The organism is Histidinibacterium aquaticum (assembly GCF_008710275.1).
Taxonomy (GTDB): Bacteria; Pseudomonadota; Alphaproteobacteria; order Rhodobacterales; family Rhodobacteraceae; genus Oceanicola; species Oceanicola aquaticus.
Map to the genome: position 1 here is coordinate 817,211 of NZ_VYQE01000001.1, position 24,483 is coordinate 841,693.

General features: G+C 68.7%; 26 protein-coding genes. 13 read left to right on the forward strand and 13 right to left on the reverse strand.

All coding sequences use genetic code 11. The features are described from left to right. Nucleotides 1-7 precede the first annotated feature (7 nt). The 7 genes from F3S47_RS04100 to F3S47_RS04130 all read left to right on the forward strand — a co-directional run bounded on the left by F3S47_RS04100 (nucleotide 8) and on the right by F3S47_RS04130 (nucleotide 6,840). On the forward strand, nucleotides 8-1,129 hold the full coding sequence (locus tag F3S47_RS04100) for an ABC transporter permease (protein WP_150443919.1): 1,122 nt from the start codon (nucleotides 8-10) through the stop codon (nucleotides 1,127-1,129). A 10-nt stretch (nucleotides 1,130-1,139) separates the two neighbouring features. Next, nucleotides 1,140-2,054: an ABC transporter permease gene (locus F3S47_RS04105; protein WP_150443920.1), complete on the forward strand. Its 915-nt coding sequence runs from the start codon at nucleotides 1,140-1,142 to the stop codon at nucleotides 2,052-2,054. A gap of 32 nt (nucleotides 2,055-2,086) precedes the next feature. Beyond that, nucleotides 2,087-3,157 (forward strand): BMP family ABC transporter substrate-binding protein, encoded by a 1,071-nt coding sequence (locus F3S47_RS04110; RefSeq protein WP_150443921.1) that lies wholly within the window; start codon nucleotides 2,087-2,089, stop codon nucleotides 3,155-3,157. A 108-nt stretch (nucleotides 3,158-3,265) separates the two neighbouring features. Beyond that, entirely contained in the window at nucleotides 3,266-3,949 is a 684-nt protein-coding gene (locus F3S47_RS04115; RefSeq protein WP_150443922.1) for a lysophospholipid acyltransferase family protein, read from the forward strand. A 52-nt stretch (nucleotides 3,950-4,001) separates the two neighbouring features. Further along, a complete protein-coding gene (locus F3S47_RS04120; RefSeq protein ID WP_150443923.1) occupies nucleotides 4,002-4,937 on the forward strand; it encodes an aldo/keto reductase in 936 nt (311 codons plus the stop codon). Then, nucleotides 4,934-6,019, forward strand: a complete 1,086-nt coding sequence (locus F3S47_RS04125; protein WP_150443924.1) for an NAD(P)/FAD-dependent oxidoreductase — start codon at nucleotides 4,934-4,936, stop codon at nucleotides 6,017-6,019. The genes F3S47_RS04120 and F3S47_RS04125 overlap by 4 nt, the downstream gene beginning before the upstream one ends. After that, nucleotides 6,016-6,840 carry a glycoside hydrolase family 25 protein gene (locus tag F3S47_RS04130; protein WP_150443925.1) on the forward strand — a complete coding sequence of 275 codons (825 nt, stop codon included), beginning with the start codon at nucleotides 6,016-6,018 and terminating at the stop codon, nucleotides 6,838-6,840. The genes F3S47_RS04125 and F3S47_RS04130 overlap by 4 nt, the downstream gene beginning before the upstream one ends. On the opposite strand, the gene F3S47_RS04135 is transcribed toward F3S47_RS04130, so the two are convergent. Both F3S47_RS04135 and F3S47_RS04140 read right to left on the reverse strand, forming a co-directional pair. Then, nucleotides 6,837-7,850, reverse strand: coding sequence for a Hint domain-containing protein (locus tag F3S47_RS04135; protein WP_150443926.1), 1,014 nt, complete (start codon nucleotides 7,848-7,850; stop codon nucleotides 6,837-6,839). The two genes, F3S47_RS04130 and F3S47_RS04135, sit on opposite strands and share 4 nt — an antisense overlap. Nucleotides 7,851-7,960: 110 nt before the next feature. Next, on the reverse strand, nucleotides 7,961-10,459 hold the full coding sequence (locus tag F3S47_RS04140) for a GcvT family protein (RefSeq protein ID WP_150443927.1): 2,499 nt from the start codon (nucleotides 10,457-10,459) through the stop codon (nucleotides 7,961-7,963). A gap of 202 nt (nucleotides 10,460-10,661) precedes the next feature. Between F3S47_RS04140 and panC the strand changes: the two genes are divergently transcribed. From panC to F3S47_RS19295, 3 genes are all read left to right on the forward strand, one after another. Continuing rightward, complete coding sequence (gene panC / locus F3S47_RS04145; protein WP_150443928.1) at nucleotides 10,662-11,519, forward strand: pantoate--beta-alanine ligase; 858 nt, start codon at nucleotides 10,662-10,664, stop codon at nucleotides 11,517-11,519. Continuing rightward, nucleotides 11,516-12,325, forward strand: coding sequence for a 3-methyl-2-oxobutanoate hydroxymethyltransferase (gene panB, locus F3S47_RS04150; protein ID WP_150443929.1), 810 nt, complete (start codon nucleotides 11,516-11,518; stop codon nucleotides 12,323-12,325). Before panC ends, panB begins: the two co-directional genes overlap by 4 nt. A 132-nt stretch (nucleotides 12,326-12,457) precedes the next feature. After that, entirely contained in the window at nucleotides 12,458-12,595 is a 138-nt protein-coding gene (locus F3S47_RS19295; RefSeq protein ID WP_191090071.1) for a hypothetical protein, read from the forward strand. A 32-nt stretch (nucleotides 12,596-12,627) separates the two neighbouring features. Here the strand turns inward: F3S47_RS19295 and F3S47_RS04155 are convergent, their stop codons facing one another. The 5 genes from F3S47_RS04155 to F3S47_RS04175 all read right to left on the reverse strand — a co-directional run bounded on the left by F3S47_RS04155 (nucleotide 12,628) and on the right by F3S47_RS04175 (nucleotide 15,814). Next, nucleotides 12,628-13,638 (reverse strand): NAD-dependent epimerase/dehydratase family protein, encoded by a 1,011-nt coding sequence (locus tag F3S47_RS04155; RefSeq protein ID WP_150443930.1) that lies wholly within the window; start codon nucleotides 13,636-13,638, stop codon nucleotides 12,628-12,630. Between the two features lie 76 nt (nucleotides 13,639-13,714). Beyond that, the gene (locus F3S47_RS04160) at nucleotides 13,715-14,224 is read right to left on the reverse strand and encodes a pyridoxamine 5'-phosphate oxidase family protein (RefSeq protein ID WP_150443931.1); all 510 of its coding nucleotides are present in this window, start codon (nucleotides 14,222-14,224) and stop codon (nucleotides 13,715-13,717) included. A 1-nt stretch (nucleotide 14,225) separates the two neighbouring features. Next, entirely contained in the window at nucleotides 14,226-14,432 is a 207-nt protein-coding gene (locus tag F3S47_RS04165) for a CsbD family protein (RefSeq protein ID WP_150443932.1), read from the reverse strand. A gap of 34 nt (nucleotides 14,433-14,466) precedes the next feature. Beyond that, entirely contained in the window at nucleotides 14,467-14,628 is a 162-nt protein-coding gene (locus F3S47_RS04170) for a DUF1328 domain-containing protein (RefSeq protein WP_150443933.1), read from the reverse strand. A 199-nt stretch (nucleotides 14,629-14,827) separates the two neighbouring features. Next, nucleotides 14,828-15,814, reverse strand: coding sequence for a 2-hydroxyacid dehydrogenase (locus tag F3S47_RS04175; protein ID WP_150443934.1), 987 nt, complete (start codon nucleotides 15,812-15,814; stop codon nucleotides 14,828-14,830). A 99-nt stretch (nucleotides 15,815-15,913) separates the two neighbouring features. Between F3S47_RS04175 and F3S47_RS04180 the strand changes: the two genes are divergently transcribed. The 3 genes from F3S47_RS04180 to F3S47_RS04190 are packed head-to-tail and all read left to right on the forward strand — an operon-like array spanning nucleotide 15,914 to nucleotide 17,620. Beyond that, nucleotides 15,914-16,414, forward strand: coding sequence for an SH3 domain-containing protein (locus F3S47_RS04180; RefSeq protein WP_150443935.1), 501 nt, complete (start codon nucleotides 15,914-15,916; stop codon nucleotides 16,412-16,414). Nucleotides 16,415-16,469: 55 nt separating this feature from the next. Beyond that, a complete protein-coding gene (locus tag F3S47_RS04185) occupies nucleotides 16,470-17,387 on the forward strand; it encodes a cation diffusion facilitator family transporter (protein WP_150443936.1) in 918 nt (305 codons plus the stop codon). Continuing rightward, the gene (locus tag F3S47_RS04190; RefSeq protein WP_150443937.1) at nucleotides 17,384-17,620 is read left to right on the forward strand and encodes a hypothetical protein; all 237 of its coding nucleotides are present in this window, start codon (nucleotides 17,384-17,386) and stop codon (nucleotides 17,618-17,620) included. The genes F3S47_RS04185 and F3S47_RS04190 overlap by 4 nt, the downstream gene beginning before the upstream one ends. Before the next feature lie 44 nt (nucleotides 17,621-17,664). On the opposite strand, the gene F3S47_RS04195 is transcribed toward F3S47_RS04190, so the two are convergent. From F3S47_RS04195 to F3S47_RS04220, 6 genes are all read right to left on the reverse strand, one after another. Further along, nucleotides 17,665-19,686 carry a M3 family metallopeptidase gene (locus tag F3S47_RS04195; RefSeq protein ID WP_150443938.1) on the reverse strand — a complete coding sequence of 674 codons (2,022 nt, stop codon included), beginning with the start codon at nucleotides 19,684-19,686 and terminating at the stop codon, nucleotides 17,665-17,667. Nucleotides 19,687-19,922: 236 nt separating this feature from the next. Beyond that, nucleotides 19,923-20,981: a HesA/MoeB/ThiF family protein gene (locus tag F3S47_RS04200; protein WP_150443939.1), complete on the reverse strand. Its 1,059-nt coding sequence runs from the start codon at nucleotides 20,979-20,981 to the stop codon at nucleotides 19,923-19,925. Then, nucleotides 20,978-21,436 carry a dUTP diphosphatase gene (gene dut / locus F3S47_RS04205; RefSeq protein ID WP_150443940.1) on the reverse strand — a complete coding sequence of 153 codons (459 nt, stop codon included), beginning with the start codon at nucleotides 21,434-21,436 and terminating at the stop codon, nucleotides 20,978-20,980. Before dut ends, F3S47_RS04200 begins: the two co-directional genes overlap by 4 nt. Nucleotides 21,437-21,473: 37 nt before the next feature. Next, a complete protein-coding gene (coaBC, locus tag F3S47_RS04210; protein ID WP_150443941.1) occupies nucleotides 21,474-22,673 on the reverse strand; it encodes a bifunctional phosphopantothenoylcysteine decarboxylase/phosphopantothenate--cysteine ligase CoaBC in 1,200 nt (399 codons plus the stop codon). A gap of 135 nt (nucleotides 22,674-22,808) precedes the next feature. After that, nucleotides 22,809-23,558: a ChaN family lipoprotein gene (locus tag F3S47_RS04215; protein ID WP_150443942.1), complete on the reverse strand. Its 750-nt coding sequence runs from the start codon at nucleotides 23,556-23,558 to the stop codon at nucleotides 22,809-22,811. After that, nucleotides 23,555-24,433, reverse strand: coding sequence for an RNA polymerase factor sigma-32 (locus F3S47_RS04220; protein WP_150443943.1), 879 nt, complete (start codon nucleotides 24,431-24,433; stop codon nucleotides 23,555-23,557). The genes F3S47_RS04215 and F3S47_RS04220 overlap by 4 nt, the downstream gene beginning before the upstream one ends. Nucleotides 24,434-24,483 lie beyond the last annotated feature (50 nt).

Sequence of the window (24,483 nt, forward strand, 5' to 3'; positions counted from 1 at the left end):
AGTGCGGATGCTGAAGCTCGAACGCCGCCCCCAGGCCTCGACCGCCTGGACCTACGCGACGCCGCTCCTCGCGGTGCTGCTCACGATGATCGCGGGCGGACTGCTCTTCGCCGCGCTCGGCAAGGACCCCTTCGTCGCGATCCGGACGATCTTCTGGGACCCGCTCTTCTCGGAGTTCTCGTCCTTCTACCGCCCGCAACTGCTGGTGAAGGGCGCGCCGCTCGTGCTCATCGCCATCGGTCTCTCCTTCGGCTTTCGGGCGGGCATCTGGAACATCGGCGCCGAAGGCCAGTACATCGTCGGCGCGCTCTGCGGGGCGGCGGTGGGTCTCGCCTTCTACCCGATGGAAGCACGCTGGCTGATCCTACCGCTCATGGTGATCGCGGGTGCTCTGGGCGGATTGCTCTGGGCCATGATCCCGGGCCTGCTGAAGGTGCGCTTCGGGACCAACGAGATTCTCGTGTCGCTGATGCTGGTCTACGTGGCCGAGAACCTGCTCGCCGCCATGGCGCTCGGGCCGCTGCGCAACCCCGAGGGCATGGGCTTTCCCGGCAGCCGCAACCTTTCGCAGTACGAGAGCGCCACGACCTGGATCGACCGGAGCGCTGGGATGCACTGGGGTGTGGTCGCCGCGCTGATCGCGGTGATCGGCGCCTACGTCATCATGGCCCGGCACATCCTCGGGTTCCAGATTCGCCTGACCGGGCAGAGCCCGCGCGCGGCGGCCTTCTCGGGCGTGAACCCCGCGAGGCTGGTGCTCGTCTGCCTCGGGACCTCCGGCGCGCTGGCGGGTCTCGCGGGGATGTTCGAAGTCGCAGGTCCCGCCGGCCAGGTCTCGATCGATTTCAACGTGGGATACGGCTTCACGGCGATCATCGTGGCCTTCCTCGGCCGTCTGCACCCGGTAGGCATCCTGCTCGCGGGCGGGCTCATGGCCCTCACCTACATCGGCGGCGAGATCGCGCAGAACCAGCTTCAGCTTCCGGCAGCGGCGATCCAGCTGTTCCAGGGGATGCTGCTGTTCTTCCTGCTCGCGGTGGACGTGCTGACCCACTACCGGGTCCGCTTCCAGCGCGCCGAGCACAGACCGGCGGCCAAGCCCGCCGCCGCCCCCGAAGCGGCGGAATGAGGAGCGCGCGATGGACCTGAGCACGATCAACCCCGCCCTCCTCGTCGCCTCGCTCATGGTGGCGGCGACGCCGATCCTGCTGGCCGCCATCGGCGAGCTGGTGGTCGAACGCTCGGGCGTCCTGAACCTCGGCGTCGAGGGGATGATGATCACCGGAGCGGTCTGCGGCTTCATCGCTGCCGTCTGGACCCAGAACCCCTGGGTGGGCTTCGTCGGCGCGGCCCTGGGCGGGGCGGTGCTCGCTCTCCTCTTCGCGCTGCTGACGCAGGTCCTGCTGTCGAACCAGGTGGCCACCGGGCTCGCGCTCACCCTCTTCGGGCTGGGCCTCTCGGCCCTGCTGGGACAAGGCTATATCGGCATCCGGGCCCCGACCCTGCCCCGCGTGGACCTCGGTCCGCTGACCGACCTGCCGGTGGTGGGCCGGATCCTCTTCGGGCAGGATCCGATGGTCTATCTCTCGCTGCTGATCGTCGCGGGCGTCTGGGCCTTCCTCAAGTTCTCCCGCGCCGGTCTCGTCCTGCGCGCGGTGGGCGAGAACCACGGCGCCGCCCACGCACTCGGCTACAACGTCCGCATCGTCCGCACCTGCGCCATCGCCTTCGGCGGCGCCTGCGCGGGCCTCGGCGGGGGCTACCTGAGCCTCGTCCGGGTGCCCCAGTGGACCGAGGGGATGACGGCCGGTGCCGGATGGATCGCGCTCGCCATCGTCGTCTTCGCCAGCTGGAAACCCTGGCGGCTGCTGCTCGGCGCCTACCTCTTCGGCGGCGTCACGGTGCTTCAGCTGAACCTTCAGGCCGGGGGCCTCGCGGTGCCCGTCGAGTACCTCTCGATGAGCCCCTACCTCGTCACCATCCTCGTTCTCGTCGTGATGTCCGCGGGCCGTGCGCCCGGGTCTCTCGGCCGGACCTTCCATGCCTCGTCCTGAGGCCAACACAAACCACTGACAGGGGAAGACACATGAAACTGAAACACCTACTCGCGGGCGCCGCCATGATGTTCGCCGGAGCGGCCGGCGCGCAGGACGATCCCTTCAAGGTCGGCTTCGTCTATGTCGGCCCGATCGGCGACGGCGGCTGGACCTACGAGCACAATGAGGCCCGCCTCGCGGTCGAGGAAGAGTTCGGCGACTCGGTCGAGACCGTCTACCAGGAGAGCGTCCCCGAGGGCCCCGACGCCGTGCGGGTCATGCAGCAGATGGCGCTCAACGGCGCGGACATGATCTTCACCACGTCCTTCGGCTACATGGATCAGACCGTCGAGGTCGCCGAGCAGTTCCCCGACGTGCTCTTCGAGCATGCGACGGGCTACAAGCGCGCCGACAACGTTTCGACCTACTCCGCGCGCTTCTACGAGGGCCGCGCGGTTCAGGGCCACATCGCGGGCCAGCTGACCGAGAGCAACATCGTCGGCTACATCGGCTCCTTCCCGATCCCCGAGGTCATCCGCGGCATCAACTCCGCCTACCTCCACGCCAAGGAGGTGAACCCCGAGGTCGAGTTCCGCATCGTCTGGGTCTACACCTGGTTCGATCCCGCCCAGGAGGCCGAGGCCGCACGCGCGCTCATCGACCAGGGCGCCGACGTGATCCTTCAGCACACCGACTCCACCGCTCCGCAGGCGGCGGCGGCCGAGCAGGAAGGCGTCTACACCTTCGGCCAGGCCTCCGACATGGCCGAGTTCAAGCCGGCCCCGCGCGTCAGCTCCATCATCGACAACTGGGCGCCCTACTACATCGAGCGCGTCCAGGCGGCCATGGACGGCACCTGGGAGTCGCAGGACTACTGGGGCGGCATCGACTCCGGCATGGTCGAGATCGGCGAGATCACCGATGCGGTGCCCGCCGAGGTCCGCGAGAGCGCGCTGGCTCTCAAGGAATCCATGGGGTCGGGCGAGTACCACCCCTTCACCGGCCCGATCAATCGGCAGGACGGCTCTGTCTGGCTCGAAGAGGGTGAGACCGCCGACGACGAAACGCTCCTCGGCATGAACTTCTACGTCGAGGGGATCGAAGGCGACATTCCGCAGTAAGCGCAATCGCTCCGTGCATCGGACGGCCCGCCCACCGGCGGGCCGTTTTTCGTTCCAGACCCCGAATTGCCGTTTTCCGTCGGGCCCCGGGAGGGCTAGAACACCGCCATGACCAAGTGGCAGACCCGCGCAGAGGACTGGCTGCGTCCGCGTCTCGTGCGGCGCTACGGTGCCCACATGGACCGCGTCGCCGCCCGGACCGACTGGCAGCGCATCGGCTTCGAGCCATGGGAAGAGCTGATCGCGGATGGCAAACCCTTCATCCTCGCGCACTGGCACGGCCGTCTTGCCATGTCGGCCTACCTTTCGACCGGCGCGCCCTGGCCACTCACGGGCCTCGCGTACCGCCACCCGATCGCCCGGGTCCTGACCGACGGACTGCCCGAGCGCGGGACCGAGGTCGTCCACCTCAGCCCGCGCCGGTCCAACACCGGGGCGCTCCGCCTCGCGGTCGCCGCCCTGCGGAAGGGGCGGATCCTCGGGATAACGCCCGACGGGCCGAACGGGCCGGTCCACGTCCCGAAGCGCGGTGTCGTCGACATCGCGGCGCTGACCGGCGTGCCGATCGCGCCCTTCTCCTATTCCACCTCGCGCAAGTTCGTCCTGCCGACTTGGGACAGCTTCCTGCTGCCGAGACCCGGCGGACACGGCGTCATGGCCTTCGGCGCGCCGATCACCGTGCCGAAGCGGCCCACGCCGGAACAGGAACAATCGACCCTCGATCAGCTGGCCCGCGTGCTGAACGAACTCGACGCCGACTGCGATGCGGCCGTCTCCCGCCCAAGGGGCTGAATCCGCTCTGCGCCCTCTTCCGCTTGGGGTCCGGTCGTGTCAGCGTCCGGCCATGACCGAGAGCCTCCACACCCTGTCCGGCGCGCCGCTCTCCCGGCTGACCTTCGGAACCATGCAGTTCGGAGGCACGGCCGATGCAGCCGCGAGCCGGGACATGTACGAGGCCGCCCGCGAGGCTGGACTCAATCATTTCGACACCGCCGTCGGCTACACCGACGGCGAGAGCGAGCGGATCACCGGCGATCTGATCGGCCCGGAGCGCGAGGAGATTTTCCTCGCCACCAAGGTCGCCTTCCACGGCGGGGCGGGCCGCGAGAATATCCGCGACCAGTTTGACCGCTGCCGCCGCCAGCTGGACCAGGACGCGGTCGACCTGCTCTACCTCCATATCTGGGATCCCGATACCGAGCTCGAGGAGAGCTTCTCGACCCTTGCGGAGATGCAGGAGCAGGGGCTCATACGCCACATCGGCGTGTCGAACTACGCCGCCTGGCAGGTGATGAAGGCGCAGGGCATCGCCCAGGCCCTCGGCACCCGGATCGACGCGGTCCAGCCGATGTACTCCCTGGTGAAGCGGCAGGCGGAGGTCGAGATCTTCCCGATGGCGCAGGACCAGGAGATCGCGATCTTCCCCTACTCGCCCCTGGGCGGCGGTCTTCTGACCGGCAAGTACGCCGGCGGCGGCACAGGCCGCCTGACCGAGAGCGACCGGTACCGACAGCGCTACGGCGTCGACTGGATGCACGAGACCGCGACGAGGCTCACGCGGCTGGCCGAGGAGCTCGGCACCTCGCCCGCCACGCTCGCCGTCGGCTGGGCGGCCCGCCACCCTGTCCTGCCTTCGCCGATCATCTCCGGTCGAAACCTCGCGCAGCTCCGGCCCTCGCTCGACGCGCTGACCTACGACATGACGCCGTCGCTCTATGCGCGCATCTCCGAGCTTTCGCCGGCCCCGCCGCCGGCCACCGACCGGTTGGAGGAAAGATGAGAGACTTCGTGATCGTCGGCGGCGGCATCGCCGGGATCTCCGCCGCGGCGCGCCTGTCGCACCTCGGAACCGTGACCGTTCTGGAGCAGGAGGACAGCCTCGCGCACCACGCCTCGGGCCGCTCCGCCGCGCTCTTCGAGCAGAACTACGGCAAGGTCTCGACCATCGCGCTGAACGAGGCGGGGGCCGATTACCACGCCACGGCCAATGGCGGCGTCCTCTCGCCGCGCGGTATCATGCTGATCGGCACGGACGAGACCGCCGAGCTTTTCGAGCACGACCGCAAGCAGATGAAACTCGAGGAGGTCGGCTACGACGAGGCCCGCCGGCTCTGGCCGATCCTCGCGCCCCATGTGACCCGCGCCGCCTGGGACCCGAGGGCGAGCGACATCGACACCGACCTGCTGATCCAGAACTTCGGCCGCGAGGCCCGCGGCAACGGAGCCGAGATCAGGACGAAGAGCGCCGTCACCGCGATCCGCCGGACCGGCACGGGCTGGGAGGTCGAGGCGGGCGGCGAGGTCATCGAGGCACGCCGTCTCGTCAACGCCGCGGGGGCCTGGGTCGACGTTGTCGCCCGGCTGGCCGGACTCTCGCCCCTCGGCGTCACGCCGCTGCGGCGCTCCATGGCGCGTATCCCCGCACCCGAGGGCCATGACCCAAGCGGCTGGCCCATGGTCTTCGGCCCGGGCGAGGACTGGTACGCAAAGCCCGACGCGGGCGCCCTGATCGTGTCTCCTGCCGACGAGGACCCGGCCGAACCTCACGACGCCTGGGCCGACGACATGGTGCTGGCCGAAGGCCTCGCACGCTTCGAGGAGCACATGACTGTCGAGGTCACCCGGATGCTCGCCAACTGGGCCGGGCTCCGCACCTTCTCCCCGGACCGCGAACTGGTCATCGGGCCCGATCCCGCCGAGCCGGACTTTCTCTGGTTCGCCTGCCAGGGCGGCTACGGTTTCCAGACCGCCCCCGCCGGAAGCCAACTCCTCGCCGATCTGGCGGGCGGACGGTCCCCCGACCTGCCGCCGGACATCGTGAAGCGGCTCGACCCCGCTCGCTTCGAGCGGGTCCCGGCATGACGACGCGCGCGGGCCGGCACCTGCTGACCCGGCGCGCGATGCTTGCCCAGGCCTGCGCGCTGGCCGCCTGCGGCCCGCGCCCGCCGGAGGAGCGAGCCCCGGCCGGTGCGACAGCGGGTTATGCCGGCCCGCCCCGGGACTGGGGCGACCTCGATCCGCACGACTGGCCCGGCGGCACGCCCTACCGCTATCCGGTTCACGGCGTCGACGCCTCGCGCTACGACGGCCGCCCCGCCTGGCCGACAGCCGCCGCGGCGGGCGTGAATTTCGCCTGGCTCAAGGCCACCGAGGGGGGCGACATCGCCGACCCCCTGTTCCGGAGCCACTGGGCCGAAACCGCCGCCGCCGGGATCCCGCGCGGCGCGTACCACGTCTTCTACTTCTGCCGTCCTGCCGTGGAGCAGGCGCGCTGGTTCATCCAGCATGTCCCCCGCACGCCCGGGGCCCTCCCGCCGGTCCTGGACATGGAGTGGCACCCAACCTCGCCCACCTGCCGCATCCGCCCGCCCGCCGCTCAGGTCCGGGCAGAAATGCGCCGCTTCCTTGAGCTTCTGACGGCGCACTACGGCACGCGCCCGCTGATCTACACGGTCCCGGACTTCTTCGATGACAACGATATCGGGACGTTCGCGGGCTACGAGTTCTGGCTGCGGTCCACCGCCGCCCACCTGTCCGAGCGCTACCCGGAGACTCCCTGGCGCGTCTGGCAGTATTCGGGGACCGGCACCCTGCCCGGCTTCGACGGCTCGACCGATCTCAACGTCTTCAACGGAAGCCCCGGGCGTTTTCGCGCCTGGTACGATGCGGTCCGGGTGCGCTAGGCGACCGCAGACATCAGCTCCCAGCTGCGAAGCGTCATGAAGCCCGCCTCGGGCCGCTCTTCCCCGACCCGGAGGTCCGGAAAGAGGCCGTAGAGTTCGCTGAGGCTCTGACCGTCCAGCGCGCAGAGGCCCTCGCGACCGGAATGGAAGCTCTCGGTGGGCGCGCCCTCGGCAAAGACGATTTCGTGGCGGTCGAAAACGAGATGAACGTAGGTCACCTCGTCCATCCCCGAGTCCACCTCGACGCCCTCGAAGAAGGCGCAGAGCGATTTGGCCCGGACGAGTACCGCCTCCTCGTTGAAGGTTAGACCGATGCGGATGTGGGCATAGAGCATCCGGTGCTGCGGGCTGACCCAGAGATCGCGGCGCGGCAGGCCGAAGCCCATCGAGCCCTTCGCGATCCGCACCGGCCAGAGCGCGCGCTGCGCAGCGAAGGACGGGCCGCCGAGCTTCCGCCGGTGGATCATGCGGACAGGCTGGTCGCCGTTGTCCCGAGTCCGGACGAGGTCGCCCGGCTTCAGGTCGCCGACGCGTCTCTCGCCGTCGGGTGTCGAAACGAGAGTTCCCTCGGTCAGGCAGGCGATGCCTCCGTCCAGCCGTCCGTCTTCATCCAGCCGGTTGCCGTAGGCGTCGAACCGGATCGGACCGTCGGGGGCCGGCGACAGCGGCTCGGCCGCCGCTCCGGCCGCCGGACCTCCATGCGCCACGAGGCTGTCGGTGCCGGCCGAATAGAACCCCAGAACCGGGTCACTCGTCGCAGTATCCACGAGCGCGACGGCATTTGCGGCGTCACTTTCCGGCACAGGCAGCTCTACGGCGGCATAGCCGGGCGCAGGCGACGGCTGGCGCGGAAGATCGGTGACGCGGGCCACGCCCTGCAGCTGTCCATCCTCGCCGTGCAGGGCGACCCGCATGGACCGAAGCCGCGGCGCCGCCGCCTCGGGGAAGATCACGCCAACCCGCGCCAGACGGCCCGCGGGCGTCAGCTCGATCTCTGAAATGAATGCCATGCGAGCCCCTCAGCTGCTTGCTTGAGGAACGTTAAGCATGATGGTGCACCAAAACATGGTCGGGACGGGGTATCTTGGTGGCGCACCCCGCCCAATTGTTGACGCAATGGTCAACCGTCCATGCGGATCCTCTGGTTCTCCGGGTCGTAGGGACTGTCGGCCTGCACTTCCGCCTGCCACAACCTGTCGAACATCTTCACCTGCAGCTTCTGCCCGGGGACAGCGAGCTCGGGCCGCACGTAACCCATTCCGATCGACTTGCCGAAGGCGACCGAGTAGCCGCCCGAGGTCAGCCGTCCGACCCGGGTCTCGCCGTCGTAGAGCGCCTCGCGGCCCCAGGGGTCGGCGTCTTCGGGACCGTCGATCAGCACGGTCACGCATTTCGACCGGATGCCCTTGGCCTCCATGTCGGCCTTGCCATGGAACTCCTTCGACTGGTCCACGAAGCGCGGCAGGTCGGCCTCCAGCGGCGTCGCGTCCCGGCCCAGCTCGTTGCCGAAGGCGCGGTAGCTCTTTTCCTGGCGCAGCCAGTTCTGCGCGCGGGCACCGACGAGCTTCATGCCGTGCTTCTCCCCGGCCCCAACCAAGCGGTCGAAGAGATGGGTCTGCATTTCGATCGGGTGATGCAGCTCCCAGCCGAGTTCGCCGGTATAGGCCACCCGGATCGCGTTTACGGGCACCATGCCGAGCTCGATCCGGCGCGCCGAAAGCCAGGGAAAGCGCTTGTTCGACAGTGCCGTCTCCGGCTCCGCGTCGCCGATGAGACCGCCGAGGATGTCCCGCGACTTGGGCCCGGCGAGAGCGAAGACGCCCCACTGCGATGTCACGTCGTAGGCCGAGATCCAGCCGAACTCCTCCCGCTTGTCCTCGATCGCTTTCATCAGGAAGTCGCTGTCGTAGGCCTGCCAGGCCCCGGCGGAGACCAGGTAGTACTTGTCCTCCGCCAGCCGGACGATGGTGTACTCGGTGCGCACCGTGCCCTGCGCGGTCAGCGCGTAGGTCAGGTTGATCCGGCCGACCTTGGGCAGGCGGTTGCAGGTGAACCAGTCGAGGAAGGCGGTGGCGCCCGGACCCTCGACGATGTGCTTGGTGAAGGCCGTCGCGTCGATCAGGCCGGCCGCCTCGCGAACCGCCTTGGCCTCGTCGTGGGCATACTGCCACCAGCCGCCGCGTCGGAATGACCGCGCGTCGTGGTCGAAGCTCTCTGGTGCGTCGAGCGGGCCGAAGTAGTTCGGCCGCTCCCATCCGTTCACGGCACCGAACTGAGCGCCCCGCGCCTTCTGCCGGTCGTAGGCCGGCGAGGTCCGGAGCGGACGGGCGGCGGGCCGCTCCTCGTCGGGATGGTGCAGGATGTAGACGTGGGAGTAGGCCTCCTCGTTCTTCCGGGCGGCATATTCCGTCGTCATCCAGGAGCCGTAGCGACGCGGGTCGAGGCTCGCCATGTCGATCTCGGCCTCGCCTTCGACCATGACGTCGGCGAGGTACTTGCCCGCCCCGCCGGCGGCGGTGATCCCGAAGGAGAAACCCTCGGCCAGCCACATGTTGCGCAGCCCCGGCGCGGGGCCGAGCAGCGGGTTGCCGTCGGGCGTGTAGCAGATCGGACCGTTGTAGTCGTCCTTGAGACCGACCTCCTCGGAAGAGGGGATGCGGTGGATCATCGACATGTACTCCTCCTCGATCCGGTCGAGATCGAGGGGGAAGAGGTCGGCGCGGAAGCTCTCTGGCACGTCGTGAAGGAACCGCGCGGGCGCGCCGTCCTCGTAGGGCCCGAGGATCCAGCCGCCACGCTCCTCGCGGACGTACCACTTGGCGTCCGCGTCGCGCAGGACGGGGTGCTGCGGGTTGGTCTTGCGCCACTCCACCAGCGCCGGGTCGGGCTCGGTGACGATATACTGGTGCTCGACCGGGATGGCGGGGATCTTGATGCCGAGGAGCCGCGCGGTCCGCTGGGCGTGGTTGCCCGTCGCGGTGACGACATGCTCGGCCTCGATGACGATCCGCTCGTCGGAGGGCACGAGGTTGCCGCCCTTCTCGACCATCTTCACCGCGTCGACGTGCCAGACAGAGCCGTCCCAGCGGTAGCCGTCGACCTGCCACTTCCGCTCGATGGTCACGCCGCGCTGCCGGGCGCCCTTGGCCATCGCCATCGTCACGTCGGCCGGGTTGATGTAGCCGTCGGTGGGATGGAAGATCGCGCCCTCGAGGTCGTCGGTCCGCACCAGCGGCCAGCGCTCCTTGATCTGGTCGGGGGTCATCCACTCGTAGGGCACGCCGCAGGTCTCGGCGGTCGAGGCATAGAGCATGTACTCGTCCATGCGCGCCTTCGTCTGCGCCATGCGCAGGTTGCCCACCACGAAGAAGCCCGCGTCGAGCCCCGTCTCCTCTTCCAGCGTCTTGTAGTAGCGGATCGAGTAGTCGTGGATGTGGGTCGTCGCGTAGGACATGTTGAAGTAGGGCAGCAGCCCCGCCGCATGCCAGGTCGAGCCCGAGGTCAGCTCGTCGCGCTCCAGCAGCATCACGTCGTCCCAGCCCGCGCGGGCGAGGTGGTAGGCGATCGAGGTTCCGACGGCGCCGCCGCCGACGACGAGGGCTTTGACTTGGGTCTTCATGGCGCGGCAACTCCCGGGCGTTATTTCCGCCTCCATCGCAGGGATCGCATCCGCCGCCGCCAAACCCTCCGACGCCTTCTCGCCTGAAACCGACATCGCCTCATCGACCCGCCGCGTTCGGAGCGGACGCGGACCCGACGGCGGGCCGCCTTGTGACACCTCCGCCTTCGATCTAGAAGGCGGCGGAACCCCGGGAGGCCCCATGCAGATCGCCCGCACCGTCAGCGACATCCGCTCCGAGGTGGCCCACTACCGCGCCGCCGGGGAAAGCGTCGGGCTCGTCACCACCATGGGGGCCCTGCACGAGGGTCACATGGCGCTGATCGCCGCCGCCCGTGCCGCCCATGACCGCGTGGTCGCGACCATCTTCGTGAACCCGACCCAGTTCGGAGAGGCCGCCGACCTCGAGGCCTATCCCCGGACCGAAGCGCGCGACATTGCCATGCTGGAGGAGGCCGGCGCCGACGCGGTGCTGATCCCGGAGGCCAGCGAAATCTACCCCGAGGGCGACGAAACCATCGTCGAGACCACCCGCCTCGCCGACATGCACCACGGGCGGACCCGCCCGGGTCACTTCCGGGGCGTGACGACCGTCGTCGCCCGGCTCTTCAACATCGTCGGCCCAGACGCCGCCTACTTCGGCGAAAAGGACTATCAGCAGATCGCCGTGATCCGTCGCATGGCCCGCGACCTGCACTTCCCCCTGGAGGTCCGGGGCGTTCCCACCGTCCGCGCCGAGGACGGGCTCGCACTCTCCTCGCGCAACGCCCGCCTCTCTCCCGAGGACCGCGCCGCCGCGCCGGTCCTGAAGCGTGCCCTCGACGCCGGTCGGGCCGTGGCCCTCCCCGGCACCCGGATCGAGGACATCGCGCAGACCATCCGCGAAACCGTCGCCGAAGAGCCCCGCGCAAGGCTGGAGGGGCTCGACCTCGTCGATCCCATGACCTTCCTACCCGCGACCGGCCCCTTCGAAACGCCCGTCGGCATCATGATCTCCGCCCGCTTCGGCCGGGGCGATGACGCCGTCCTCCTCATCGACCAGATGGAGATTGCCCCGTGAGCCAGCAGACCCGCATCCGCCGCACCACCGTCCCGCAGATCGCGGCGCGCAAGGGAGGCGAGCCGATCGTCTCGCTCACCTCGTACCACGCGCATACCGCCGCCATCGTCGACCGCCACGCGGACTTCATCCTGGTGGGCGACAGCCTCGGCATGGTGATGCACGGGATGGAGACGACCGTGGGCGTGCCGCTCGACCTGATGATCATGCACGGACGCGCCGTGGTCCGCGGCACCGAGAAGGCGCTCATTGTCGTCGACATGCCCTTTGGCAGCTACGAGGAAAGCCCCAACATCGCCTTCCGCAACGCGGCCAAGGTGATGAAGGAAACCGGCTGCGGCGCGATCAAGCTGGAGGGCGGGCGCCGCATGGCGGAAACCATCCGCTTCCTCACCGAGCGCGGCGTTCCGGTCATGGCCCACACCGGCCTGACGCCGCAAAGCTCCCATGTCATGGGCGGGTTCAAGACCCAGGGCCGCGACGAGGAGAGCTGGCAGAGCCACATCGACGACGCCAAGGCGGTCGCCGAGGCCGGGGCCTTCGCACTCGTACTCGAAGGCATGGTAGAGCCGCTGGCGGCGCGTATCACCAAGGAAGTCGCGATCCCCACGATCGGCATCGGCGCCAGCAAGGAATGCGACGGGCAGATCCTCGTGCTCGAGGACATGCTGGGCCTCAACCCCTGGACGCCGAAGTTCGTGAAGGTCTACGGCCAGCTCGGCCCGATGATCGAACAGGCGGTCGGCGACTACGCGGAAGACGTGAAGTCCCGCAACTTCCCGGGCGAGGATCAGGTCTACCGCTGAGGCTGTCAGCGCCGCAAATCCGACACAGTCGGCGTCGGTTGACGCAGGGTGCGATGGCGTTTCCGGGACCCAGCTGCTAGAAGCGCCTCCAGACAGACCCCGGAAAACCGGGGCAGATCGAGGATGAGCAGTATGTCCCGAACCGCCCTACTGGCGCTTTTCAGCGCCTTCGTACTCACGGCCTGCGCCGCCTCCGAAGAGGTGGTGTCCAGCCGCAACGCCCTTTCGCCGGTCTTCGTGGCCGGCCCTTGGGACGGCCGGACGCCCTGAACGGCGCCCGGCCCTGATCCGGCGGCGGGCGATCAGCTGTCCTGGCGGACCACGTCGCCCACGTCGATCATCTTCTGGAACATCTCCTTGATGCCCGGCGCGACGTCGCGCGGCTCGACGCCGAGACGCTCGCGCAGCTTGCTGTTGTCGGCCTTGAACTCCGGATCGTCCGAGGAGGTCGGACGTTCCTTCGGCCAGTCGAAACGCTCGCCGAACTCGGCTTCGAGCATGTCCGCAATCTCGCCGAGCCAGATGGGGCGCTCGAAGGTCAGGTGACGGCCCTCGGCCTCGGTCTCGAAACCGGCACGGAAATGCGCCTCGGCCACGTCCCGCACGTCGACCGCCGGGAGTTGGACCGGAGGCGTGCCCTCCTTGAAGGTGCCGTCGCCGATCTGGCGCAGGAAGTCGAAGGAGGCGCTCGTCTGGGTCGGCGCCTTGCCAGGCCCGACCACGAGGCCGGGATTGACCACGACGAGCCGCCAGCGGTCCTGCCCGTCCGCCATGCGCCAGGCTTCGCGCTCTGCGAGCGTCTTGGAGTAGGCGTAGGGCCCGTCATCGAGGTTCGACTGGGTGTTCCAGACGCTCTCGTCGAGCACGCCGTCAGGCGCGTTGCGCTGGTCGTCACCACCGCCACGGACCGCCGCGATGGAAGAGGTCAGAACGACGCGTTTTACCGTGGGGATCTCGTTGACGGACTTCAGGACGTTCTGCGTGCCGTTGAGCGCCGGGTCGATCAGGTCGCGCTGCGGGTCCTCGTATTTCATCGTGAAGGGGGAGGCGGTGTGGAACACCACTTCGCAGCTCTGCATCGCCTCGGAGAAGGACCCGTCGTCCAGCAGGTCGGCGTGGAAGTACTTGATCTCGCCCTTGGCGCCCTCGGCCATCTCGTCGAGATGCGCACGCTTTCGCGCGTCGTCGGGGTTCCGCATCGCCGCATGGACGGTGAACCCCTCGTCCAGCAGCCGCTGGATCAGCCACCCGGCGACATAGCCGGTTGCGCCGGTGACGAGGACGGGATGTTCCGTGTTGTAGGACAGACTCATTCTTGGCTCCTTTTCGGGAAAAGAAAGGAGCGCCCCGAGGGGCGCTCCGTTCCGATGGGTGATTGGGACCCGGGGCTCAGGCGGCGTTGCGCCATTCGAGAACGCGGTGCGCGCCCATGTGGGGCGTGTCCTCGGTCATGTTGGCGCGCGCGATCTCGAAGCCGAAGGTGATCGGGTTTCGCGGCGTGGACCAGACCGAGGCGTCGCGCAGGGCGAACTTCAGCAGCGTGACCTCGTGGTCCTCACGGCCTTCCTCGAACCAGGCGGCGGCGACGGCATTCCAGATCTCGTCGATCTTGGCGTCGTCCTCGACCTGCTCCATCTGCCCACGCATGCAGGCATAGTAATCGTCGTTCTTGCCGATGAAGGTGAAGTGCGCGGTGGCACCCAGCCCAACGGCCTGTACGAGATCGGTGTCGCGCGACGTGATGAACCAGATCACGCCTTCGTCACGGTCGAAGTAGGGCGTCATGGGCTGCATGTGCTGGCCAGAACCCGGGACGCCGAGCATGCCCGCCTTCACTTCGGAGAGCTGATCGAACATCTGGGCCTTGGCATCTTCGGTTGTGCGATCGACGTCTGCCATCTCAGTGCGGCTCCCGCTTAGAAATCCAGTCCTCGACCTCGCGATGGGCCTCTTCCTTGGACTTGCCGTAGCGCTCCTGGATGATGCCCTCGAGCTTCTCCTGGTCGCCTTCGGCGTGGTCCATGTCGTCGTTTGTCAGGCGGCCCCAGTTCTGGAGGGCTTCGCCCTTGAATTGCTTCCATTGACCTTGGATTTGATCCCAGTTCATGGCGTGTCCTTTCGGGTTTATCTCGGGTGTCTCGTCAGCCTCTCACGACGCGCAGGATCAGCGTGCCGATGAAGAGAACGAGAAAGACGAAGAACAGGATCTGTGCGATCCCGGCGGAGGCCGAGGCGATGCTGCCGAAGCCGAAAAGCGCCGCGACGAGCGCGACCAGTAGGAAAGTAAGTGCCCAACCTAGCATGATGGGTCTCCTTGTTATTCCGTTGTTCTTGGTCCCAGAACCATCCGGCGCCCCGGCAGGTTCCGCGTCGTGACGCCGCGCACCGCCTCGGGCACGCGACCGTGAGCCGCGGCCGGCCCCGCATCGGAAGCGGCCCGGCGCAAGCGCGGGTTTCTCGACTGTTGGCGAGCGGTTCTCAGCTCTGCGCCGGCAGTGGTCGTCAGACCATGGAAGGCAGGACGAGGTCCGGCGGCCGGTGCCCGTCCTCGAAGGTCTTGATGTTGATGAGAACCTTCTCGCCCATCTCCATCCGTCCTTCGGTGGTCGCCGAGCCCATATGCGGCAGCAGCACGACGTTCGGCAGCTCCCTGAGCCGCGGATTGATGTCGGTGCCGTTCTCGTAGACGTCGAGGCCTGCCCCCGCGATATCGCCCGCCCGCAGCATCCGGGTCAGCGCGTTCTCGTCGATCACCTCGCCGCGCGAGGTGTTCACGATCACCGCCGAGGGCTTCATCAGCTTCAGCCGTCGCGCGTTCATCAGGTGAAAGGTCGAGGGCGTGTGCGGGCAGTTGATCGACAGCACGTCGACTCGCGCCGCCATCTGGTCGAGGCTTTCCCAGTAGGTCGCCTCGAGCGACTCCTCGATCTCGTCCCGCAGGCGCGTGCGGTTGTGGTAGTGGACCTGCATCCCGAAGGCGCGCGCCCGTCGCGCCACGGCCTGACCGATCCGCCCCATGCCCAGCACGCCGAGCCGGCGGCCCGCGATGCGCCCGCCCAGCATCGCCGTGGGCGCCCAGCCCTGCCAGTCGCCCGACTGCATGAGCGCGAGCCCCTCGGGGATCCGACGGGTCACGGCGAGGATCAGCGCCATCGCCATGTCGGCCGTATCCTCGGTCACCACGCCGGGCGTGTTGGTCACCAGCACTCCGCGCTGCCGGGCCGAGGCCACGTCGATATGATCGATCCCCGCCCCGTAGTTCGCGATGAGCTTGAGCCGGTCCCCCGCCTGCGCCAGAAGGCCCGCGTCGATCCGGTCGGTCACCGTGGGAACGAGCACGTCGGCCCGCCGCATGGCCTCGCCCAGCTCCTCGCGGGTGAGCCGGGAGTCGCTCTCCTGCAGCTCGACCTTGAAGAGCTCCTTCATCCGGGTCTCGACCTCTTCCGGCAACCGTCGCGTGACGACAACACTCAGGCGCTTGCTCGGCATGCTCGCTTCCTCCCGACCCAGGTTTCTGGCACCTTGCCCGCGAGACGCGCGCACCACAAGAACCGCGCGCCAAGACCAAGTCCCGAGGCAAAGGCAGTCATGGCGGACATTTTCCGGCTGGCCCGTATCGTCGGTCTGGTCCTGCTCACCGGCACCGCGTCCGCGGCGCAGGAGCTGGGGCCCGTGACCAATTTTCCCCTTCCCCGCTTCGTGTCTCTCAAGGCCTCGGAGGGCAATCTCCGGCGGGGTCCCTCGCTCTCGCATCGCATCGACTGGGTGCTCACCCGGCGGAACATGCCGCTGCGCATCACGGCCGAGTACGGCCACTGGCGGCGGGTCGTGGACCGCGACGGCGTGGGCGGCTGGGTCCATTATTCGCTACTCTCCGGCACCCGGACCGCGCTGGTCGAGGACGAGATCGTCAGCCTCTACAGCCGTCCGGAGGTCACCTCTGTCGAGGTCGCCCGGCTCGAGCGCGGCGTCGTCGCCCGGATCGAGGAATGCGAGCCGGACTGGTGTCGCCTTTCCGCCGGCGGCCACCGCGGCTGGGCGCCCAAGGGAGGGTACTGGGGCGTCGAGGACGGCGAGGTTCTCCAGTAGCGTCGCCCCGAGGCCCAGTCTCGACCCGCCCCGCCCGTCGGGCTAGGCATGACGCATGACCCAGGCATCCGAGACTCGGCTCAACCTCTCCGCGGGGATGCTTTCCTCGGCGACGGCGCTCGTCCTGGTGCTGCTCAAGCTCTGGGCGCTGGCCGAGACCTCATCGCTTTCGGTCGCCGCGACACTGGTCGACAGCGCGCTCGACCTGATGATGTCGCTTGGCGGCCTGGCGGCCATCGCCTATGCCGCCCGACCGCCCGACGAGGACCACGCCTTCGGCCACGGCTCGGCCGAGGATCTCGCCGCGCTCGGCCAGTCGGCGCTGATCCTTGTCTCCGCCGCCGTCATCGCGGCCTCCGCCGTCCTTCGCCTGCTCTCCGACAGCCCACCGGAGATCGCGTCGGAAGGCCGAGGGCTCGTGGTGCTCGCGATTTCGATTGCCCTGACGGCGGGGCTCGTTCTCTGGCAGGGCCATGTCGCCCGGACCACCGGCAGCCGCGTGGTGGCCGCTGACCGCCTGCACTACCTCTCCGACCTCCTGCCCAACCTCGGAGCGGTGCTCGCGCTCGTCGCCTCCGCCGCCTTCGGCCTGAGCAGCATCGACAGCGTCGTGGCCCTTGCCGCCGCGGCGCTCCTCTCCGTCGGCAGCCTGCGTATCGGCAAGGGGGCCTGGGACGCGCTCATGGACCGCGCCGCCGACGACGACACCATCGCGGGGATCGAGCGCATCGCGGCCGAGCATCCCGGGGTGCTGGGTCACCACGACCTCAAGACCCGGCAATCCGGCACCCGGCTATTCGTGAACCTGCATATCGAACTGGACGGCGCGCAGAGTCTCGACGAGGCGCATGCCATCGGTGCGGCCCTGCGCCGCGCGATCCTTCGGACCTATCCGAACGCGGACGTCCTTATACACAAGGATCCGGCCGGCGCGGAGCGCCACCCGGACGACCCAAGGGAGACCCAGACATGAGCACCACCGAAGCCCTCGAGGGCCGTATCCTTGCCCAGCGCAAGGTGCTGGCCCGGATCCTCGCGCACCTGAACGCGGCCGAGCTCGACACCTTCCTGTCGGACCGGGACCACATCGAGGCGCACGAGGAGGACCCGGGCTCCGATCCCGACGGCTCCTTCGCCCTGGAGCATGCCCTCGCCGACGAGCTCTCGAAGCTGCGCGACGAGGTCGCCCGCCTCCGCGGCGGCTGACACCCCGGGCGGTCGCCCGGGGTCTGGTCATTGGGAACCGGCCCTCAGGCGGCCAGCCCACGGCCCTTCAACAGGGCCTCCACGCCCGGCAACCTGCCCCTGAACTTCGTGTAGAGGTCCGAGGGCTCCTCGGTACCGCCCGACGAGAGGACATGCGCCTCCAGCTTGGCGGCCATCTCCGTGTCGAAGGGACCGCCTGCCTCCTTGAAGGCTTCGAAGGCATCGGCGTCCATGACCTCCGACCACATGTAGCTGTAGTAGCCGCTGGAATAGCCGTCTCCCGCGAAGACATGGGCGAAATGCGGCGTGGCGTGGCGCATCGGGATCGCGTGCGGCAGGCCGATCTCCTCGAGGATTTCCGCCTGGTGCTGCATCGGATCCGGCGGGGCCTCGCCCTCGTGGAACGAGAGATCGACGAGGGCCGAGGCGATGTATTCGACCGTCTGGAACCCGGTGTCGTAGGTCGCGGCCCCCAGCACCCGCTCCAGCATCTCCTCCGGCATCGGCTCGCCGGTCTCGACGTGGACCGCGTGTTCGCGCAGCACCTCTGGCACCTCCAGCCAGTGCTCGTACAGCTGGCTCGGCAGTTCCACGAAGTCCCGCGCGACCGAGGTCCCCGACATCGAGCGATAGGTCACGTCCGACAGGATCTGGTGCAGCGCATGGCCGAACTCGTGGAACAGCGTCCGGGCATCGTCGTAGCTCAGCAGCGCGGGCTCCCCCTCTGCCGGCTTGGCGAAGTTGCAGACGTTGACCACATGGGCCCGCTCCTCGCCGTCCAGCCGCTTCTGGCTTCGGAAAGCGGTGCACCAGGCGCCCGACCGCTTGGAGCCGCGGGCGAAGTAGTCACCGATGAAGACGGCCATGTGCCGGCCGTCCCGGGTGACCTCCCAGGCACGGCAGTCCTCGTGGTAGAGCGGCGCCTCGATTTCCTCGAACTCCAGTCCGAAGAGCCGGTTCGCACAGTCGAAGGCCGCGCCGATCATCCGGTCGAGCTGCAGGTAGGGCTTGAGCTCCGTGTCATCGAGGTCGTGCTCTTCCTTACGCCGCTTCTCCGAGTAGTAGCGCCAGTCCCAGGGCTCGAGCGGACCGGTCTCGCCGTCGGCGTGAAGCATCGCCGTCAGCCGCGTTTCGTCGGCCAGCGCCTGCGCCTTGGCGGGCTCCCAGACCTGCATCAGCAGGTCGCGCACGGCCTTCGGTGTCTTGGCCATCTCGGTCTCGAGCTTGAAGTCCGCGAAGCTGTCGTAGCCCAGCAACCCCGCACGCTCTTCCCGCAGCTCTAGGATCTCGCCGGCGATGGCGCGGTTGTCGGTTTCACCGCCGTTCGCCCCGCGGGAGGTCCAGGCCTCCCAGGCCCGGCGCCGCAGGTCGCGGCGCGGCGAATACTGCAGGAACGGCACGATGAGAGAGCGCGAGAGCGTGATGACAGGTCCGCCAGCCCCCGCAGCCTTGCCCGCCGACCGCGCGGTCGAGACGACGAAGCTGGGCAGCCCCTCCAGCTCCTCCTCGTCGAGCTCCATGATCCAGGCACGCTCGTCCGCCAGCAGGTTCTGCGTGAACGAGGTGCCGAGCTCCGCCAGCCGGGATTTCACCTGCCGAAGCCTGTCCGCCGAGACACCCTCCAGCTCGGCCCCCGCCCGCACGAAAGCGCGGCGCGTCAGGTACAGGAGACGCTCCTGCTCCTCGGTCAGGTCGAGACTGTCCTTCTTGTCCCAGACCGCCTCTATCCGCCGGAAGAGCGTCTCGTTGGCGAAGATCTCCGAGCTGTAGTCCGCGAGCTTCGGCGAGAGGTCCCGCATCAACGCCTCGCGGTCGGCGTTCGAGTCCGCGCCGCTCACGACGAAGAAGACGCCCAGCACGCGGTCGAGCGGCTCGTCCGCGGTTTCGAGCGCCTCGATGGTGTTGGCGAAATCGGGCTCCGCCTCCTGATCCGCGATGGCGGCGATCGCCGCGCGGCCCTCCTGCATCGCGGCCTCGATGGCCGGGCCGAAATCGGCGTCCGTGAAGGCCCCGAAGGGCGGCAGGCCGAAGGGGGTATCCCAGGCCTCTAGCAGGGGGTTTGTCATGAGAAACGGCTCCTTTCGAGGTCGGAGCCTAGTGCGGGGGCAGTAGGGTTGCCACCCCGGGCCCGAGAGGGACAGGCCGAGACATGCCGAGTTCGCGCCGGTCGGACCGAACCCGCGGGGCCGCTGCGCGTGCTTCAATCCGAGGGGCCGCGCAAGCGACCGACTGAACCTGGCAAGCAGCCCGCGACCGGGCACGCCCAAACCAGCTGAGCCCACCGGACTCCGTCCGCAGGGCCTCAAGCGTCCTTCGGCAGTCCTCCGCAGACCGGGCAGTCCTCCCGCCGCTTCAGTGCGATGGACCGCGTCTCTGCATACAGTGCGTCGTAGATCAGCATCCGGCCCCGCAGGCTCTCACCCGCTCCGGTCACAAGCTTCACCGTCTCGACCGCCATCATCGTGCCCAACACCCCCGGCAGCGGGCCCAGAACGCCCGCTTCTGCGCAGTCGGGCGCGAGCGCCGGGTCCGGCGCCTCCGGGAAGATGCAGGCATAGCAGGGTGCGCCGCGCGCCGGGTCCCAGACGGAGATCTGCCCCTCCCACTGGGTCAGCGCCGCGCCGACGACCGGTACGCCCCGCGCCGCCGCGGCGCGGTTCACCAGGTAGCGCGTCTCGAAATTGTCCGACCCGTCGAGCACCAGGTCGTATTCGGCAAGAAGCTCCTCCGCGATATCCTCCGTGAGCCTCCGGTTATAAGGCCTGACCGTAATGAAAGGGTTGATCCCCCGCATCGCCGCCTCGGCGGAAAAGACCTTCGGCATCCCGATCCGCGCGTCGGCGTGGATCACCTGCCGCTGCAGGTTCGTCCCCTCCACCTCGTCGCCGTCGATCACGCCGATCGTCCCGACCCCGGCCGCCGCGAGATACAGCAGAGCCGGCGAGCCGAGGCCGCCAGCCCCCACCACCAGAACCCGGGCCTCCTTGAGCCGCTTCTGTCCCGGTCCTCCGATCTCCCGCAGAACCACGTGCCGCGCGTAGCGTGACAGCTCGACCTCGCCGAAGCGGCCGGGCTCCTCCGTTTCGGCGGCGGTCCCCTGAACCGCCTCGGCCCGCTGGCGCACCCGCCGCAGCCCGGCCCGGTAGAGCCAGATCACCGCGGCGAACCCCGCCAGAAGCAGCCAGATCGCGGGCGAGCCACCCGTCGCCTCGCGCAGGGGATGGCCGTCGGGAAGCACGACCTGGACCATGAGGACCGCCACAAGCAGCAACCCGATCATCGTCCAGCGCGCCTGGCGCGGCGCGCCCATGGCGACACCGATGCCCCAGAGGACGGCCATCATGGAGAAGACGACGATCATGCGCCCGTCGACCCGAAGCCGCCCGCCCCCCGCGGCGTCTCGTCCAGCGCGGCGACCGATGAGAAAGCCGCCCGCACCACCGGTGCCACGACGAGCTGCGCGATCCGCGCCCCGTGCTCGACGGTAAAGGGCTCGCTGCCGGCGTTCATGACGATGATGCCGACCGGTCCCCGGTAGTCGCAGTCGATGGTGCCCGGCGTGTTCGGCAGGGTGATCCCGTGTTTCAGCGCAAGCCCCGAGCGGGGCCGGACCTGCACCTCGTAGCCCTCGGGGATCGCCATCGCGAATCCGGCCGGGATCAGGGCACGCGCGCCCGGCGCGAGGACCACGCCGTCCCTCTCGCCCTCCGGAAAGTTCGCCCGGATATCGGCCCCTGCCGCTCCGGCCGTGGCATAGTCCGGCAGCGGTACCTCGGGGTCGGCCCCCTCCAGCCGGGTGATGGCGATGGAGATCATCGCGTCCCTCCTTGCTCGGCCCGCGCCCTACAGGCTCTCAGTCGCCGGACAGCGTCATGGCGATCCGGTCCGCCAGCCGCCGGGCGACCGCGTCCTTGCCCATGCGCGGCCAGTCCTCGGGCCCGTCCTCGGTGATCAGTGTGACCTTGTTCTCGGTCCCGCCCATGATGCCCGTCCCGGCGGAGACGTCGTTGGCCACCAGCCAGTCGCAGCCCTTGCGGCGGCGTTTGGCGGTGGCGTTCTCCAGCACGTTCTCCGTCTCGGCGGCGAACCCAACGACCAGCGACGGCCGGTCCGAGCCAAGCCCCGAGATCTCGGCGAGGATGTCGGGATTTTCCGCGAACTCGAGCCGCGGCAGACCATCGGGGGACTTCTTCACTTTCTGGCCGGAGGCATTGGTCACGCGCCAGTCCGCGACGGCGGCGCAGAAGATCCCGGCATCCGCGGGCAGCGCCTCGTGCACCGCGTTGCGCATCTGCTCGGCGGTATCGACGCGCACGACTTCGACCCCAGCCGGCGGAGAGACCTCTGCCGGGCCGGTGACGAAGACGACCTCGGCGCCGAGGTCCGCGAGCGCCCGCGCGATGGCCGCCCCCTGCGCGCCGGAGGAGCGGTTGGCGATGTAGCGTACGGGGTCTATGGGCTCGTGCGTCGGCCCTGAAGTCACGACGATCCGGCGGTCCGACAGCGGACCGGTGCCGAAGGCCGACTCGATCGCCCCGAGGATCTCCATCGGCTCTGCCATCCGGCCCGGGCCGTACTCGCCGCAGGCCATGTTCCCCTCGTTCGGCCCCACCGTGAGAATGCCGTCGCCCGCCAGCCGCTCGGCATTGCGCCGTGTCGCGGGATGTTCCCACATCCGCACGTTCATCGCCGGCGCGATGAGCACGCGCTTGTCGGTCGCCATCAGCAACGTCGAGGCGAGGTCGTCGGCATGACCGCCGGCCATCTTCGCCATGAGGTCGGCCGTGGCCGGCGCGACCACCACGAGGTCGGCGGCGCGCGAGAGCTCGATATGCCCCATCTCCGCTTCGTCGGTGAGATCCCAGAGGTCGGAGAAGACCTTGCGCCCCGCCAGCGCCGAGACCGAAAGGGGCGTGACGAACTCGGCCCCGGCCCGGGTGAGGACCGGGGTCACCTCGGCCCCACGATCGCGCAGCCGCCGGATCAGCTCCAGCGACTTGTAGACCGCGATGCCGCCGCCGATGACGAGGAGGATGTGCTTGCCCGAGATCATGGAGGGGAGACTAGGCTGCGGAGAGGCCGCTCACAAGCGCCCGGGAGTCGCTGCGAAGCTGCAGGGGCATCTCCGGTTTTACAAGCGAATACAGTGACATGGCGCCCCGTCCAAATTTGGACGCCTGCACGTCGATCACTCGAAGGCCGCGCAAGGGTCGGGCCGGTCGACCGGCTCGGTGACGATCACCTCGTCGAAGGGAGCCTCCTCCGGCGCGTCTCCCTCCACCTGCCCCAGTGCGAAGACCTCGACCTCCGGTCGGGCCGCCGCGATCGAGGCCGGGATGCCCCAGTCCGTCCGCGCATGGCCCGTCCCCGCGATCACGACGACCGGCCCGCCCGTCTCGTCGAGCGCCTGCAAGGCCGTCGCCGCGAATTCCGCGTCGCGCAGCCGCTGGGCCTCGACCATGCCTGGCAGCATCTCTTCCGGCAGTGCGTTGCAATGCGCCTCGGACTGCAGAACGATCCGCTCGGCCAGCTCGGCCTCGCCCATTTCCGGGATCAGCAGAGGTTGGGACGCAACCGCCTCTGCGCCGCCCTCCATCGCCTGCATGAGCGGCTCCCGACCGACGGCGGCGCCGTAGAGCGCAACGCCCTCCGGCGCCGCCTCGAAGATCGGATAATACATCGAGAAGTCCGGCCACCCGCCGCTCTCCCAGTCGAGCGCGGCCCCAAGGGCGGCCTCGTCGGACCAGTCCGCCGCCGCGCCTGCCGCCGCCTGCCCGGGCGTGAGCATCTCGAAGACGAGGGCGGAGGGTACGATCTCTGCGACCCGCTCGGCCTGCAGGAGGTGGTGCGCCGGGTGGTCGTGAACCTCGCCCAGCACGAAAATATCCTGGGCCGCCACCGGGGCGGCCCAGACGATCAGGGCGAAGGCCCGTATCACGCGAAGAAGTTGCGCACTTCCCGTGAGTTGTTCTCCAGGACCTTCCGCATCTTGCCGAAGGCCGCGGCCTCCAGCTGGCGGACCCGCTCCTTGGATAGCCCCAGTTCGTTGCCGAGGCTCTCGAGCGTCCGGGGGTCCTCGCGCAACTTGCGCTCGCGGACGATGAAGCGCTCCCGGTCGTTCAGCGAGCTCAGCGCCGTCAGCAGCCACTGCCGGAGCGTGTCCGTATCGTGCGAGGCCTCGACGGTCTCGGAAGCCTGCGGCCCGTCATCCTCGAGCGCCTCGATCCACTCGCGTCCCTCATCCTCGACAGACTGGGTCGCGTTGAGGGAGTAATCGGAACCCGAGAGCCGGCCCTCCATCATCTCAACGTCGTGGAGCGGTACGCCCACTTCCTCGGAGATCATCTGGCGCATCTTATGGCGGTCGATGTTCTCGCCGGAGGCGGCTGCCTCCCGCTCGATCCGGGCCTGGACCCGGCGCATGTTGAAGAAGAGCGACTTCTGCGAGGATGTGGAGCCGGTCCGGACCATGGACCAGTTCCGCATCACGTAATCCTGGATCGACGCCTTGATCCACCAGACGGCGTAGGTCGAGAACCGCACGCCCCGGTCGGGGTCGAACTTGTCCGCCGCCTTCATGAGACCCAAGGACGCTTCCTGGATCAGGTCGTTCATCGGTGCGCCGTAGCGCTTGAATTTGGCCGCCATCGAGATCGCGAGCCGCATGTAGGCCGTGATCAGACGATGGAGTGCGCGTTCATCCCTTCGGTCTCGCCACGCGTAGGCCAGTTCCAATTCGGTCTCAGCGTCCAGAAGCTCCGCCTGCATCGCGCGGCGCGAGAGAGAATGGTCCGCAAACCCATCGAGTGCCATCGACATACCCCCGAGATGATGGTGTCTGGCTTTTGCCTGACTTGTGCAGT

Coding starts and splice junctions, on each gene's coding strand:
- F3S47_RS04100 (WP_150443919.1), top strand. CDS start 8: ATGCTGAAGCTCGAACGCCGCCCCCAGGCCTCGACCGCCTGGACCTAC.
- F3S47_RS04105 (WP_150443920.1), top strand. CDS start 1,140: ATGGACCTGAGCACGATCAACCCCGCCCTCCTCGTCGCCTCGCTCATG.
- F3S47_RS04110 (WP_150443921.1), top strand. CDS start 2,087: ATGAAACTGAAACACCTACTCGCGGGCGCCGCCATGATGTTCGCCGGA.
- F3S47_RS04115 (WP_150443922.1), top strand. CDS start 3,266: ATGACCAAGTGGCAGACCCGCGCAGAGGACTGGCTGCGTCCGCGTCTC.
- F3S47_RS04120 (WP_150443923.1), top strand. CDS start 4,002: ATGACCGAGAGCCTCCACACCCTGTCCGGCGCGCCGCTCTCCCGGCTG.
- F3S47_RS04125 (WP_150443924.1), top strand. CDS start 4,934: ATGAGAGACTTCGTGATCGTCGGCGGCGGCATCGCCGGGATCTCCGCC.
- F3S47_RS04130 (WP_150443925.1), top strand. CDS start 6,016: ATGACGACGCGCGCGGGCCGGCACCTGCTGACCCGGCGCGCGATGCTT.
- F3S47_RS04135 (WP_150443926.1), bottom strand. CDS start 7,850: ATGGCATTCATTTCAGAGATCGAGCTGACGCCCGCGGGCCGTCTGGCG.
- F3S47_RS04140 (WP_150443927.1), bottom strand. CDS start 10,459: ATGAAGACCCAAGTCAAAGCCCTCGTCGTCGGCGGCGGCGCCGTCGGA.
- panC (WP_150443928.1), top strand. CDS start 10,662: ATGCAGATCGCCCGCACCGTCAGCGACATCCGCTCCGAGGTGGCCCAC.
- F3S47_RS19295 (WP_191090071.1), top strand. CDS start 12,458: ATGTCCCGAACCGCCCTACTGGCGCTTTTCAGCGCCTTCGTACTCACG.
- F3S47_RS04155 (WP_150443930.1), bottom strand. CDS start 13,638: ATGAGTCTGTCCTACAACACGGAACATCCCGTCCTCGTCACCGGCGCA.
- F3S47_RS04160 (WP_150443931.1), bottom strand. CDS start 14,224: ATGGCAGACGTCGATCGCACAACCGAAGATGCCAAGGCCCAGATGTTC.
- F3S47_RS04165 (WP_150443932.1), bottom strand. CDS start 14,432: ATGAACTGGGATCAAATCCAAGGTCAATGGAAGCAATTCAAGGGCGAA.
- F3S47_RS04170 (WP_150443933.1), bottom strand. CDS start 14,628: ATGCTAGGTTGGGCACTTACTTTCCTACTGGTCGCGCTCGTCGCGGCG.
- F3S47_RS04175 (WP_150443934.1), bottom strand. CDS start 15,814: ATGCCGAGCAAGCGCCTGAGTGTTGTCGTCACGCGACGGTTGCCGGAA.
- F3S47_RS04180 (WP_150443935.1), top strand. CDS start 15,914: ATGGCGGACATTTTCCGGCTGGCCCGTATCGTCGGTCTGGTCCTGCTC.
- F3S47_RS04185 (WP_150443936.1), top strand. CDS start 16,470: ATGACCCAGGCATCCGAGACTCGGCTCAACCTCTCCGCGGGGATGCTT.
- F3S47_RS04190 (WP_150443937.1), top strand. CDS start 17,384: ATGAGCACCACCGAAGCCCTCGAGGGCCGTATCCTTGCCCAGCGCAAG.
- F3S47_RS04195 (WP_150443938.1), bottom strand. CDS start 19,686: ATGACAAACCCCCTGCTAGAGGCCTGGGATACCCCCTTCGGCCTGCCG.
- F3S47_RS04200 (WP_150443939.1), bottom strand. CDS start 20,981: ATGATCGTCGTCTTCTCCATGATGGCCGTCCTCTGGGGCATCGGTGTC.
- dut (WP_150443940.1), bottom strand. CDS start 21,436: ATGATCTCCATCGCCATCACCCGGCTGGAGGGGGCCGACCCCGAGGTA.
- coaBC (WP_150443941.1), bottom strand. CDS start 22,673: ATGATCTCGGGCAAGCACATCCTCCTCGTCATCGGCGGCGGCATCGCG.
- F3S47_RS04220 (WP_150443943.1), bottom strand. CDS start 24,433: ATGGCACTCGATGGGTTTGCGGACCATTCTCTCTCGCGCCGCGCGATG.